Source organism: Ruegeria sp. AU67 (assembly GCF_900312795.1).
GTDB classification, from domain to species: Bacteria; Pseudomonadota; Alphaproteobacteria; order Rhodobacterales; family Rhodobacteraceae; genus Ruegeria; species Ruegeria atlantica.
Genome location: NZ_OMPH01000015.1, coordinates 1 through 14,402 on the forward strand (window position 1 = coordinate 1; position 14,402 = coordinate 14,402).

Sequence of the window (14,402 nt, forward strand, 5' to 3'; positions counted from 1 at the left end):
AGTGCGTCTCGCCATTGATCTTCACGAAGACCTCGTCCAGATGCCACTGCCAGTTCGAATAAGATCGCATCCGATTGACCCTGTTTCTGCGGATCTCTGCCGCGAACATCGGGCCAAATCTGTTCCACCAATAACGCACAGTTTCGTGGCTGATCTCGATGCCGCGCTCGTGCAAAAGATCTTCAACATTGCGAAGCGAAAGCGGAAAACGAACATACATCATGACGGCCAGACGAATGATCTCGGGGCTCGTCTTGAAGTAGCGAAAAGGGCTGCGTTTTGTCATCCTGCGACGCTAAGTGCTCGCCCTGCCCGCCTCAAGACAAGTTCTTCTGACAGTGCCAGGTCTAGTCATGGGCAAAAGCTACGCAACCACCCTGCCCCACTCAAGCAAAGTTCTTCTGACAAGACCCTCGAAAGTCCACTTGGGAAAACATGTCCGGTCTTGACAACAAATTCATCCGGCCCAGTTTCCCAAGGCGATGTCTAAAAGATTGGCGATAGTATCAAGTGGGATAAGCGGCCCGCTTAACAGTGCGGTAGAGTTTGCTAAGCAAGCAAAACTAGTCGGTTACGAGGTTTGTGTTTTTGCGCCAAAATCGTCTTTCGATCTAATTTCACATTTCGGTCTGGAGTACGGCGAGATTCCAATTCCTAAAGTTGATGCTTTCGCAGACCTACTGACTGCAGACCAGTTTAGGACATTATCATCAAATGATCGTCTGGATTGTGCAGTGAATGCCCTTGGCGTTAATGATTTTTCTGCCTCAATGTCCCGTTTTCAACCAGATGTTATTTTTGTCGACTGTGAACTTCACGCGCACATAATAGTCGGTTTGTCTCTGGGGCCGCCGGTCATTCAGTGTAGCAGTATGTTCTTGTCGCCCCCCGGATCCCAGGCGCCTCCTTTGAACAAACGCGCGTGTCCGGGTGTTGGTATGCGGGGAAGTCGAATTGGAATCTCAATTATTTGGATGAGCTTCCTGATTTGGAAACTCAAAAAAATTCTACGAAACAAGTTCAAACATCAAGGTGCAGATTTCACTTCGGCGCTGCTTGAACTGGCACGGCGTTACAACGTTCCGATCGCAAGAATAAGACGGCTGATTTGCTGGCAAATGCCATGGACTTACAAGATTCCCACTGTTTTGTTTCTCCCGCAGTCCGTTGACTTGCCAACACGTCCTTACTCAGATTTTTCGTATCTCGGAGCGATGGTAATACAAGATCGCCCCGAAAAGCCTCATGACCGCGAAAAAGTGCGCAGGTTCTGTTCGGGGCAGGGCACAAAGAAACACATTTTCGTCGGTTTCGGAACAATGATGAAGCCTAAGAGCGATCTGCTTGTTAACCTTTGGGAAGTCGCAAGTAAGCATCCAGAGTGGCAGTTCCTGTTTGCTGCAGGTCAGAATTGGGAGGATGGTGGCAGTTGTGACTACCCACGCAACGTTGATGTTGTGGCGTGGGTCCCCCAACACCAGGTTCTAAAGCATGCTCATCTTGCGATAATGCACGGAGGCACAGGCGGTTTTATCGAAGCCGTTGAGGCTGCAACACCTGTTCTCTTGTATCCACATGTCAACGATCAGCAGGGAAGCGCAGCCAGAGCTGTCTTTCATGGAATTGGTCGTGCGGGGCGCCACGCGGATACTGTCGAAAAGATCGAAAATGATATTCAAGAACTGCTGACCGACCCAAAATACAAAAAGAACTGCAAGGCATTGCAGGCTTCTTGCCAGCAGGAGAAGGTTGATGGAGGGCTGGCTGCTTTTTTGCAAAACGTCACCACCCAAAGTAACTAAAAATTCAAATAAAATAGAACATTAAGGCATTTATCAATCGACTCAAAGGGTGGCCAAGACCGCCGTCCACCGTTTGATGAAAAACAATAATGCGCTTTCTGCACTGTATTTCCGTCCAAACATTTAAATGTCAATTTCTGAATAGGATGATCCGGCCAGCTTCGACGTGCGTATTGGGTGTAGTAAACCTAAGCGAATACGACAGTGAACCAAGCGACGCGCCATACAAACCGCGATACCAGATGCGCTAGACTGGACTTTGCAAAAGCAAGCCCTGACGTTTCTGATGGGAACTTACGCGCAGTGTGGAAAGCCGCCGGTGGATGTGGCGCTTTTGAGTTCGTTTTACCGCCAGGCCTTGGCAGTTCAATTAATAGTGCCAGTGAATTCGTTGAGGAAATGTTGCTGTTTGGTGAGTTATGCGCGGATAGCGGCTTGGCGATGGCCATAATCTCACAGATTTGGACTATTCAAAGCCCCCTTATTCGATTTGCTTCCCAAGAGCTACAAGACAGCTACTTATCGAGGCTCTTGTCCGGCGAATTGATTGGCGCATTTGCACTTACCGAACCTACGGCGGGAACCGACGCGTTGTCGCTGCAAACGACTGCTGAACACAATCGGGCGGGATATATCCTAAATGGTCAAAAGGCGTTTGTCGGCATGGGGCCTGTTTGCGATTTCGCGATCGTTTTCGCGCAAACCGCGCCCGAGAAAGGTCGTTGGGGTTTGTCGGCCTTCGTTGTGCGCGCCGATGATGAAGGGTTTTTGCGGGCTGATAGGCAGGACAAAGTCGGATTGAACTCCGTCCCCATGGGACAGCTTGAGTTCCGTGACTGCTGGGTTCCGGAGGCCCGCAGAATTGGACGAGAAGGCGCCGGAGCTACGATTTTACAAGCCACGCTCGACTGGGAGAGGTGCTTTATCCTAACAGCGCAAGTAGGCGCGATGCGCCGCCAATTGAACGAGTGCACTGAGCATGCCGTTTCTCGTAAGCAATTTGGCAGGTCGATCTCGGAATTCCAATCCGTTTCCAACCGCTTGGCAGACATGCGCGTACGTCTGGAAACCTGCGAACTTATGTTGGCGCGCGCGGCACAGCTGTACGATACCGGACAACCCCTGACGCAGTTTGCGGCGATGGCAAACCTTCACATTTCTGAGGCGTTTCTAAGTTCCAGCATGGATGCAATGCGAACGTTTGGCGGTCGTGGGTATCTGCAAAGTTCAAATTCAGGAACCGATGTGAATGACGCCCTCGGCGGTGTCATCTACTCGGGTACCTCTGACATTCAACGCGAAATAATTGCAAGGATGGAACTTGGAAAAAATTCCCAACCGAAAAACGGGGGAGACTAAACCAATGCAAAACGCTGATCGCGAATCCACTTCCCGCGCCGCGAATTGGACAAATTCGTTTAGTGGATCGTTGACTGCGCTCTTTCTGTGGGTAGGCGGCTTAATTCTGGTAGCCTTCGCAACGCCGGTTCATGCCCACAAGTTCAACGAGAGCTACGTTTATTTTGACGTCACCGATGACACCCTGAGTGGCAGGATTGAAGCAACGTTGACGGATCTAACCCGAATTCAGCTAGGGGCGCCGGAGGTTTCGACGTCGCTGACTGAGGACGAAGTCCGGCAATCACAAGAGTTCTTCTTCGAATATTTCGAAAATCGCATGAAACTTTTGTCGGATGGGCAAGCCCTTCAGGTTGAATTTGACGACATCTCATTTTTTGATTCGTCGGTCGATACGTTCGCTCAACTGCATTTTACTGTTTTAGACATCGAGCAAACCCCGACAACTATCGAGATGGCCTATGGCGGCCTGTTCTCTGACGTCGATCCAACCCATCGAGGTTATGCACTGATTGGTAGCAATACCCGAAACGGGATGGACGAGAACGAGGCCTACATCTCACTCATTTTCGCGCCGGGCGATGGCTCAAAGGCCCTTTACCTGAACGATGAACCGGTAGGCGATATTGCGCGGACGTTCTTTGTGCACGGCGTTTGGCACATATGGCTTGGGTTTGATCACGTTCTGTTTTTGGTGACGCTGCTTTTGGGAGCGGTCATGCGGATCGAGAACCGGCATTGGGTTCCTTCCGAGAACATCCGCGAAAGCCTGTTGGAAACCGTCAAGATCGTAACGGTGTTCACGATCGCCCACACTATCACACTTTGTCTCGCAACCTTCGAAGTCATAACCCTGCCTGTGACGCTGGTGGAGGCGGTTATCGCTTTCTCGATTGCTGCCGTCGCCGTCGGCAACCTTGTACCTCGTTTTCACGCAAGTTCTTGGAAGGTCGTCTTCCTGTTCGGGATATTCCATGGCTTCGGCTTCGCAAATGTGCTCGAGCCACTTGGCCTCGACCCCACACGCAAGGCGCTTGGGCTGGCTACATTTAATATTGGAGTTGAGGTCGGGCAACTCGCCATCGTAGTCGTTTTGTTCCCAATCTTCTTTGCTTTGCGGCGCCTGACGGCCTACCGCGTTGTGTTTCTGCAATTTGGTTCCGTCGCCCTGATCGCAATTGCAATGTTCTGGTTCTACGAACGAACGATCGGCTGGTTCCCGCAGTTCGGTGACGCCGTTGTAATGGTGACCCAATGATCGAAACGGGCTTGTTTCTGGACGACGCACTCAGGCGGTACGCGCAAGTAACGCCCGAAGCTGCGGCGGTCAGCACGCTGGGGGAAATCACCACTTACGCTGCGCTAAATTCCAAAGTCGACAAGTTTGCGAATGCACTAGTCACTATGGGCGTAGAACGCGGTGACAGAGTGGCTGTCTGCTCGGTCAAAGGCGCGGAAACCATCGCGGCGATTTACGCCATCCTCCGCATCGGAGGCGTTTTTGTTCCGATTGATCCCGCAGCACCGACCGAGCGCATTGAGGCGCAAGTATCGATCGTTTCGGCCAGATTGGTCATCACCGACACGGCGCGCAAAACTAAGTTTTCGAGTACTTTTTCCGAAAGCCAGCTGTTTGACATTTCACAGCCCCTAGATGAATTTTCGGGCAATCTAGATACCGCTTGTAGACCGGATAGGGATGCCGAGGATCCTGCGTACATCCTCATGACATCTGGGACCACCGGCGCACCAAAGGGCATAGTACACACCCATAAAAGCGGGTTGGCCTACGCCAAGATGGCCGCGAAATTGTGCGCGTTGCGAGCGTCAGACCGAGTGAGCCACCACACCCCTATTCATTTCGACATGTCGATTTTTGATATCTTCAGCACCGCCCAGGCCGGAGCTTGCACCGTAGTTATTCCCGAAATGCATGCAAAACTACCTGCAAGCCTTTCGGAGTTGACGGAGAAGGAGAGGATCACTGTTTGGTACTCTGTCCCATATACCCTGATCCAAATGGTAGAACGCGGCGTGTTGGAGGGCCGAAGCCTGGACGCGCTGCGGATCGTCATGTTTGCCGGAGAAAAAATGCCTCCGGCTGCTTTGAAGGCGCTGTCCAAACATACCCCAAACGCGAAATTCCTGAATGCATACGGTCCAACAGAAACGAACCATTGCACGACAGCCGTGATGACGCATGCAGAGTTGGACGGAACCAGCCCGTTGCCTATTGGACGTCCGGATATTGGAGTGACCGCTCGTATCGGGATCGGATCTGAAGATGAGGAAACCGGAGAACTCCTGATCGCTTCCGAACAGGTCATGTTGGAATACTGGCACGATTCCGGGCTAACTGAAGCTGCGATTTGCGATCTTCCGGACACCGACGGCAATGTGCGTAGATTCTACCGTACTGGGGACATTGTTCGAAGAGCGGAAAACAATGATTTTTTCTTGATCGGACGCAAAGACCGCCAAGTAAAACTCAGGGGTTTTCGCATCGAACTGGATGAAATCGAACTTGCATTGGTCAACACTCCATTTGTTACTGAGGCGGTCGCAACAGTATGCGGCGATGAAATCCATGCGTATGTTACCGGCGGTTCAAAAGAAGATCTGTCAAGCGTTCGGTCCAAAGTAGAAGCTGTTTTGCCGCGATATGCCGTGCCTCATCACATCGAATGGCTTGAGGAAATGCCCCGCACTTCGACGGGCAAGATAGACCGCGCCAAGCTCGCCGGACAGAAAGATACACAGCATGCAGCCTGAAGAACAAATACAGGCATTGCGCGATTACGTTAGCGTCACGCTGTTGGGCGGCCTAAAAGTGACAGACGACGAGGAACTGTTGCTAAGCGGAAAGATCGACTCGTTGGGCGTCATGTCTTTGGTTTCGTTCGTCGAACAGACCTACAGCATTGAAATCCCTTTGGAGGACGTCACGCTGGAAAACCTCAGCTCTATCGATGCAATTTCCGATTATGCCGAAAATCGGCACATCGCAGTTTCCTGAGGTGGCCAACATGTCGCATCCATTGTCTGAAAGCCAACTGAGGTTCTGGAAAGGCCATCTCCTGCAACCGGACCTGCCTGTTTACAATATGGCTTGGCGATTTGACTTGAACTTCGAAGTGGACCCCGATGTGTTTCGACGGGCGTTTTTCGAAACGGCTCAAGAAAACGAAATTCTGCGCACGGTTTTTCGAGAAGGGACTGATGCGCCCATTCAAGTTGTCGAACATGCAGTTGAAGGACTTCTGGAGTGTAAGGACGCCAGCCAGTCGCCTGACGCGGCAACTGACTTGGAACGCAAGCTCAATGCGTGGGTTCAAGTTCCGTTTGATCTAAGGCGTGAAACACTGCGCAGCCAACTGATCAAGTTGGCGAACGACCATTGGGTTTGGGCTTTATGTCAACATCACATCGTGTGTGATGCACAGTCCGGTGCTCTATTTTTTGATCAAGTGTCGCAACGGTATTCGGCTATCGAACATGACGGTGTTTTTACTGCCGAGCCGCTGCCAAGCTTTTTTCAAAGCCCGCCACTGCTCAACACCGCCGAGGTACTTGCGGCGCCTTCGCCTTTCCACCCATCGTCATCACCATACGGTAGTAACGCCAAGCGAGCAGGTTTTTCCAAACGTATCGCTGTGGAGATTCCGCAGGATATACAGGACACGCTTGAGCACGCTGTAACCCAATCGGAATTCCGCCTGTTCACGCAAGACTTGTCGAAGCTGGCAGTCTACCTGACGGCCTATTTCGGGTATTTGCATCGGGTCACAGGCGACGATCAGATCACCGTTGGATTGCCATCCCATAACCGCTTGTCGAGCCAAGACAAAAGAACGCTGGGCCCATTTGTCGAAGTTCTGCCTTTAACTGTGGAGTTAGACGCTGAAGACACGCTGTTGGATGTATATGTAAAGGTCAAAACCGGGCTGGGCACTTTTTTAAGGCGGGCGAAACCCGGCGCGGTTGCAAACATCGACACATCGGGCATAAGCGCCGTTTGCAACTACATTCAAGCCGAGTTTGGAAGCTTCGCCGGGAAGCCGGCAACGGCGAAATGGCTCCATAGCGGTGCGCATGACGCGGGCCATACCATTCGTCTCCATATAATGGACTTTCACGGGAACGGCGAGCCAGAGATGTTCCTGGATGTACACGAGGAAATCTTAGATAACGTATCGGCTGGGGCCCTGCAGTACCATTTCCTGCGCGTCTTGAAAGCTACGGTCGAAGTTCCGGATACGCGTGTAGCAGCACTGGACATCGCTGCAGATGAAAAAGATCGGGCGATTGTATTTGGAAGACAAAACTTGGCGGGTGCGCCCGAAACAGTTTTGGACGCGTTCTCGGCACAAGTTATCAATTCCCCGGATTCAATTGCACTGTCGTGTACCGACGACCAGATAACTTTCCGACAACTTGACCGGCGCAGCGATCAGATCGCAGCTTACCTCATTGGCCTCGGAATCCCACGTGGGTCTCCCATAGCGATCAATCTGCCGCGATCCATGGATTTCATTTTGGTCATGTTGGGTGTGTTGAAAGCCAGTTGCAGCTTTGTGCCCATCGCTTCAAATACACCAAGCGCGCGTGCAGAACAGATTGTCAAAATTTCAGGCGCTGCGGCAGTTTTCGTGCCCTTTGACGATAACCGCGCTTTTGCTTGTCGAAGCTTGAACATCACACTGGTCAATGCAGATACGCCACGCACTTTCGAGAGACCATCTGGCAGTGACCTTGCCTATGTCCTGTTTACCTCAGGTTCGACAGGATTGCCAAAAGGCGTTGAGGTCAATCACACAAACCTGTCACGCTACATTCACTGGGCCGCAAAGACTTTCACAGGCAACCGCGCTGCGCACTACGCATTCTTTTCTTCAATATCATTCGATCTGACACTGACGTCCTTATTCGCGCCGTTGGCTACTGGTGGGTCGATCCGTATATACCCGGAGCACTCCGACCCTGACCTTGCAGTGCTAGACGTGTTTACCGAAGACGCGGTGGATGTCGTGAAATTGACCCCCTCTCACCTCGCCTTGGCTTGCAAACAGGGTCATGTTGTTGAGCGTATTCAGACGCTTGTTCTGGGTGGTGAGAACCTGACATCGCAACTCTGCCGCAAAGCGACCCAAGATCTATCACCGTCTTTAACTCTTATTAATGAATACGGCCCAACAGAAGCCGTCGTCGGCGCCATGCACCACACATATGACCCCGTTGCTGATACCGAGCCCTCGGTCCAAATAGGGTCTCCCGCAGCCGGTGTTTCGGTCAGTGTCAGGGATAAAGGCATGAACCTTTGCCCCATTGGTGTAACCGGAGAAATCGTTATCGGCGGCCGCTTGGCCGAGGGATATCTTGGCGCACCCTCCAAAACTGAAGGGAAATTCTTGGAGGATCCAAAAGCAATTCAAGGCAAGGTTTACCGAACTGGTGATTTGGGTCGTATCAATCGAAATGGGCGATTTGATTACCTTGGCCGGGCGGATCAACAAATAAAAATAGGCGGTGTGCGTTTCGAAGTCGCAGAGATTGACCGCGTTTTGCGACAATTGCCGAATGTGAATGCCGTTCATGTCTCGTTCGGATCAGCACCGTCTATTGGCAGAGACAAGCAATGCAAAACATGTGGCCTTACGGATTCCGTGTCCGGGGTAGATTTTGTTGAAAACGATCTGTGCCATTTTTGCGCAGAATTCGACAACTACAAAGCCCGGGCGCAGGCCTACTTTAAGGATGAACCTGCGCTACAGCGCCAAATAGCGCGTGCAGCCGAAGCGAGCACCGGGAAATACGACGCGGTCATGATGCTGAGTGGCGGCAAAGACAGCACATACGCCGCCTATCGGCTTGCTGATTACACGTCGCGCGTGCTCGCCGTGACTTTGGACAATGGCTATATCTCTGAAAAGTCGAAGACGAATATTCAAAGGGTAGCAGAAGATCTTGGTTGGGATCATCGCTATCTCAGCACTGACAAGATGAACCAGATATTCGTCGACAGCCTGAAAACACACTCCAACGTGTGTCAGGGTTGTTTCAAGGCGCTATACACTTTGGCGTTCCGTACGGCTTTGGCCGATGGCGCGACTATGGTGGTGACAGGATTGTCCAGAGGGCAGTTCTTTGAAACACGCTTGACCCCCGACCTGTTCCGCAACGCAGCCCCTACGTGCTCCCAGCTGGACGATATGGTTACCAAGGCGCGTAAAGCCTATCACGCAAAAGATGACGCGCTTTCCAAGCTTTTGGAAACGGATGACCTGAAAGATGGACGTTTTCTGGATCAGATCGAGGTGCTCGACATTTACCGCTACATCGACGTGCCCGTAGCTGAGATTTACGAGTTTCTTGATAAGGAAACTGCATGGCAACGCCCATCGGACACTGGTAGGTCGACCAATTGCCTGATCAATGACACCGGGATCTATTTGCACAAGTCACGCGAGGGGTACCACAACTACGCACTGCCCTATTCCTGGGATGTGCGCTTAGGCCACAAAACCCGCGAACAGGCATTAGAAGAGCTTAACGACGACATCGATACGCAGCGCGTCGAAGCGATCCTAGAAGAGATTGGATTTGACGAGCCCGTCAACCAACAAAAGCTATCCGTTTACGTGGCCGGTCGCGATATCGCAGAACAAGATGTTTGGCAGACACTAGAGGCCCATTTTCCAAGAGGTTTGTTGCCTGACGAAGTGGTTTTACTGAAGGATATGCCGCTTAGCCCCAATGGAAAGGTTGATGCATCCCGTCTGCCCAAAGGAAGCAGGCGAGGCGTGCAGCGCTCGGGCTTGGTTCCACCTGAGACGGAAACGGAACAAAAGTTGGCCGACATACTGTCTGCGGTGATGGGTAAACTCCAGATCGGTGCGACCGATGACTTTTTCGATCTAGGCGTCGACAGCCTTGCCGCGATAGAGATTGCTATGAAGGCCAATGAACAGGGGTTTGCCCTGCCTGCGACCTCGCTGTTTGAATACCGAACCGTTCGAGCACTTGCTGCACATGCAGACAATTTGTCGTCAGTCAGCATTGGGGAAGGCCCGGAAGAAGCTCTGCTCGATCTGGACGATGATGATCTTTCAAGCATCTCGGAGGCGCTGGGCTGACATGGGATATCCGCAAGGTGTAGCCGACATTCTTCCGCTGTCTTCCGCCCAGCGCGGGATATTGTTTCATGTCGATGACGAGGCGCAGCTGCACGGACAATATGTAGCTGTAGTCAGTTGCACGTTGCGGGGCCCTCTGGACCCAGTGCAGCTGAAAGTTGCGATGGAGTCTCTTGTAAAAGCGCGCGACGTATTCCGAACCGGTTTCGTTTGGAAGGGTGTGAAGCAACCCGTTCAGGTCATCCAGGAACAGGTTAGCTTGCCGTGGACCGAATTGGATTGGACTGAGCATTCAGGTTTGGAACAGCGTTTCGACGACCTTCTGAAACTAGAGCAGCTACGGCAGTTTGATTTGAAGAGCCCCCCCTTGATGGCAGTTACAATGATCAAGGAAGCGCAAGACTGCTGGCGGTTTGTGTGGACAATTCATCACCTTATCAGTGATGGGTGGTCGACCGGCGTTTCGATTAGAGATCTCTTCGACCTTTACCATGGAAAAAGCCCTGCCGGTTCGATTGCGCCAAGTTTCAAAACCTATCTGACCTGGCTCAAAAAACAGGGTCCACTGACGGACACTGCGTTTTGGACCGATTACTTTGTGGGCTTGGAAGCGCCCTGCTTGCTTCCTGAACTGGACAGCCGAAATCAGTCTCCGACCCAGGTCTCGTATGCCGAGCGATTAGGCAGCGACTTGATGGAGAGCGTAAATCGGGCTTCGGCAGAATTGAAGGTCACACCAAATACGGTTTTGTCTGTGGCTTGGGCATTGGTCTTGCGCAGGTATCTCGGGCAAAACGACATCGTGTTTGGTACCACGACTGCAGGACGTCCACCTGAAATCCCCAATATTTCTCAAGCCGTTGGTGCATTCATAAGCACACTGCCAGTACGTTTCAAAATCGATCCGTCCCAATCAGTGGGCGAGCTCCTACAAGACCACACTGGCACCGAGTTGAAACGACTAAAACATGAGCACGCCTCGCTCGCAGACGTACAAAGCTGCGCCCCGTTCGCAAGTGGAACCCCCGTTTTCGATACGCTGTTTGTGAATGAAGGCGTTCAGAAACAAGATTTCGTCTTTGACGACATTGAGATCACTGGTCTTAAGACAGCGCAGTTCAGCAATTATCCCTTATCGCTTCTTGTGACGCCGCAGAAAGATTTGGATGTTGAAATCTATTTCGACCCAGAACGTATTTCCGCCGAAGCCATTCGGTCGTGCCTTGAAAGCTACAAACGCGTCTTGTTTGCAATTGCCAATGATCCTACAACGCCAATAAGAAACCTGATGAAAGACGGTGCTAACCCGGTTTACATCTTACCCGCGCCAAAAGCTGAAACTGTCATTCATCGCTTCCTGCAACACGCTGACGCTTCGCCAAATGCGGTCGCAATATCTGACAACCACAAAACGGTAACTTATTCCGAACTGTCGAAACGCGCGCGGCAACTAGCCTTTTCACTGCTCAAAGCTGGTGTGACTGAAGACGATATAGTCCCTGTAGCTTTGCCGCGTGGCGTGGATGCATTTGCAGCCTTTTTGGGCGTGATGATGTCAGGTGCAGCATATGTTCCGCTGGATCTGAATTATCCGGAAATTCGTCTCTCGCAGATGATGGAAACGGTCAAGCCCCGTTTCATTGTGACGTCACGAACGTCGCAAAATAACCTGCCCACCAAATCTGCTCATCCGGTTCTAGTTGACGTGCTCGATCAGGCGATCCACCCGGACGATGTTAAGCTCGGTGCGCGTGCCTATGTCATGTTCACGTCCGGGTCAGAAAACAAACCCAAAGGTGTTGTGATCTCTCACTCAGCGCTGGCCGTATCAACGGTCGCGCGAGATGAGGTTTACGGTGCTGCGCCTGAAGTCTACCTACTGCTGTCCTCTTTGGCGTTTGACAGCTCTGTTGCCGGAATTTACTGGACCCTTTGCACTGGCGGACATTTGGTCGTCGCCGAGAAACGCGCCGAGCAAAGTCCGAACCAGTTAGGAGAATTAATCTCCCGACACAATGTGACCCATACTCTGTGCCTACCGAGCTTGGCTCGCGCGCTTCTGATGTCCGTACCACAAAGTGATTTGCAAAGCCTACGGGTTCTAATCGCCGCTGGAGAAGCACTCTACGACAGCCTGCCTCACGAATTAAAAGAGTTGCTGCCCAATTGCGTATTGATGAATGAGTATGGGCCGACGGAGGGTACGGTTTGGTGCACTTCGTTTGATGCTACGGCTTTTGAAGAAGGCCCGATTGTTCCAATTGGGAAGGCAATTCCCGGAACCTGGGTGGGCGTCTTCGATAACGATGATTGCCCAGCTGAACCGGGGATAACCGGTGAAATCATTGTTGCTGGCCACACAGTCGCAAACAGCTATCTACACGATTCGGAATACACAAAAAATCGGTTCTTTGAATTTGGGGGTGAAGGCATCCGGGCGTATAGAACAGGCGATCTTGGGGTTGCTGACGCCTCGGGATGCATCACGTTCTTGGGCCGCCGGGACAAACAAATCAAAATACGCGGACATCGAGTCGAGCTTTCGGAAATTGAGGCTGCTGCTCAAGTTGTTACTGAACAACGCCGTATAGCTGCCGTTTCATTGGCGCTTTCGGGCTCCAATAGTATTATCTTGGCGATAGAATGCGGACCCAGCGACCCGATTTGTGAGGCCACCGCGCGTCACATTGAGGCCAGTCTTCCAGAACCTTTCCATCCAAGTTCGGTTGTTGGTGTTGAAGTGTTTCCTATTCTTCCGAACGGAAAGTTGGATCAAAACGCACTTAAGGCTATGGTCACCGAGCACCTGCAATCCCACGTTGGCGCACCCCCGAAGACAGAGCTCGAGGAGCAAATAGCCGCAATTTTTTCCGAAACGCTGAATACGCGATGTCAGACGAGAAACGGCAATTTCTTTGATTTGGGGGGCGACAGTTTGGCGACACTTTCGGCCTATGCTAGGGGTTGCGAGCAAGGAATTCACTTTGAACCAACCGATCTTTTTAGTTGCCCAACAGTTGCTGAATTGGCCAAAAGGGTATCCGAGAGGCGCGCGGGCGAGATGTTCTCTGGGAGCGAAAGCGCTATTCAGATTTCCAGCCAAGGAACGAGCAAAACAACAGTCTTAATTGCGCATTGCTCTGTCAAGTTCAGCCGGTATATGGCCCGAAGCTTGGGTCCAGACCATTCCGTTGTGCATATTCCAAGCCATCGGACAGAAGGTACTCCCGTCCCGTTTGACCGGTCTGTCAGCGACCTTGCATCCGAAGCTATTTCTCATCTTAAACAGACCAATAAGACCGGTCCATTTGTTCTGTGCGGGTATTCCGCCGGATGTCCGATTGCCATGGAAATGGCAAGACAATTGGGGCAGGAAAAAACCCTTGGTATGATCCTTTTGGACCCTCCGTTCAAAATGGTCGGGGCAGAACCGGAGTTACAGCCCTTGTACTTTCGCTCGTACAAAAGACTGCGCTACATCATCAAAGGCTGGAAACGCCGCTTTAAAGCACGGCGCGTCGTTCCTGAAATCAAGCGCATTCTAGCTGAGCAACCTGAAGCTGAAGAAGCGAGGATCAGGGGTGTCGAAATTGCCCACGAATTGGCGATCAGTAATTTTCGCGTGCCTCGCTTTGATCCCCCGGCACACGTGTTTTTGTCACGCGGCAACCCCTCTCTGACTGGCGGCGACGTTTTGGATACGCACTTGCGGGACAAAAGCCTTTACAGCCTAGACATGAAGCATGTGGAGCTAATGAGCCGACCAGACGTTTTTGCAACTATCGCTTCTGTGATTTCGGAATGCGTAGACCGCAGGATTCGATAACCTCTAAACTCTGATCCCACATTTAAACTGGTGCTGTCAGACTAATTCGAACTAGTCTCAGTTTGCCGCGGAAATCGCGAACTTATCCGGAACAAAGTTGACGCCACTCGGCGAGAGCGGCGGTGCGTGTCAGCTTGAAGGTGTCTCGACTGGCGAGCGATCTTTCCTGGTTGAAGTGGTTGTAAACGGAGGAATGGACGGAGGCGAATTTCTGCAAGCTTCGCATACGCCTGAAACGCAGCATGGCCCGTTCTCTTCGTCGAAACGGCAGGTGCGAGTTCT

At 51.8% G+C, this 14,402-nt stretch carries 7 protein-coding genes and 3 pseudogenes; 8 read left to right on the forward strand and 2 right to left on the reverse strand.

Going from position 1 to position 14,402, the window contains the following annotated elements:
• A pseudogene (locus DK510_RS05255) lies at positions 1 to 286 on the reverse strand (IS6 family transposase); the annotation flags it as partial.
• A gap of 208 nt (positions 287 to 494) precedes the next feature.
• Between DK510_RS05255 and DK510_RS05260 the strand changes: the two are divergent.
• The 8 genes and pseudogenes from DK510_RS05260 (at position 495) to DK510_RS05290 (ending at position 14,120) form a co-directional block, all read left to right on the forward strand.
• Positions 495 to 1,802, forward strand: coding sequence for a glycosyltransferase (locus DK510_RS05260; RefSeq protein ID WP_160116454.1), 1,308 nt, complete (start codon positions 495 to 497; stop codon positions 1,800 to 1,802).
• A 303-nt stretch (positions 1,803 to 2,105) separates the two neighbouring features.
• A pseudogene (locus DK510_RS23605) lies at positions 2,106 to 2,333 on the forward strand (hypothetical protein); the annotation flags it as partial.
• Positions 2,334 to 3,161 carry an acyl-CoA dehydrogenase family protein gene (locus DK510_RS05265; RefSeq protein ID WP_234998935.1) on the forward strand — a complete coding sequence of 276 codons (828 nt, stop codon included), beginning with the start codon at positions 2,334 to 2,336 and terminating at the stop codon, positions 3,159 to 3,161.
• Positions 3,124 to 4,419, forward strand: coding sequence for a HupE/UreJ family protein (locus DK510_RS05270; RefSeq protein ID WP_160116456.1), 1,296 nt, complete (start codon positions 3,124 to 3,126; stop codon positions 4,417 to 4,419). Before DK510_RS05265 ends, DK510_RS05270 begins: the two co-directional genes overlap by 38 nt.
• Before the next feature lie 11 nt (positions 4,420 to 4,430).
• Positions 4,431 to 5,933: an amino acid adenylation domain-containing protein gene (locus tag DK510_RS05275; protein WP_234998937.1), complete on the forward strand. Its 1,503-nt coding sequence runs from the start codon at positions 4,431 to 4,433 to the stop codon at positions 5,931 to 5,933.
• Positions 5,923 to 6,177, forward strand: coding sequence for an acyl carrier protein (locus DK510_RS05280; RefSeq protein WP_058271309.1), 255 nt, complete (start codon positions 5,923 to 5,925; stop codon positions 6,175 to 6,177). The genes DK510_RS05275 and DK510_RS05280 overlap by 11 nt, the downstream gene beginning before the upstream one ends.
• 10 nt (positions 6,178 to 6,187) lie before the next feature.
• On the forward strand, positions 6,188 to 10,294 hold the full coding sequence (locus DK510_RS05285; RefSeq protein ID WP_160116457.1) for a non-ribosomal peptide synthetase: 4,107 nt from the start codon (positions 6,188 to 6,190) through the stop codon (positions 10,292 to 10,294).
• A 1-nt stretch (position 10,295) separates the two neighbouring features.
• On the forward strand, positions 10,296 to 14,120 hold the full coding sequence (locus DK510_RS05290) for a non-ribosomal peptide synthetase (RefSeq protein WP_160116458.1): 3,825 nt from the start codon (positions 10,296 to 10,298) through the stop codon (positions 14,118 to 14,120).
• An 82-nt stretch (positions 14,121 to 14,202) separates the two neighbouring features.
• Here the strand turns inward: DK510_RS05290 and DK510_RS23240 are convergent.
• A pseudogene (locus DK510_RS23240) lies at positions 14,203 to 14,402 on the reverse strand (IS6 family transposase); the annotation flags it as partial.

Bases quoted from the DNA above. Each gene is read 5' to 3' on its own strand.
- DK510_RS05290 (WP_160116458.1), top strand. From the start codon at position 10,296: ATGGGATATCCGCAAGGTGTAGCCGACATTCTTCCGCTGTCTTCCGCC.
- DK510_RS05285 (WP_160116457.1), top strand. From the start codon at position 6,188: ATGTCGCATCCATTGTCTGAAAGCCAACTGAGGTTCTGGAAAGGCCAT.
- DK510_RS05280 (WP_058271309.1), top strand. From the start codon at position 5,923: ATGCAGCCTGAAGAACAAATACAGGCATTGCGCGATTACGTTAGCGTC.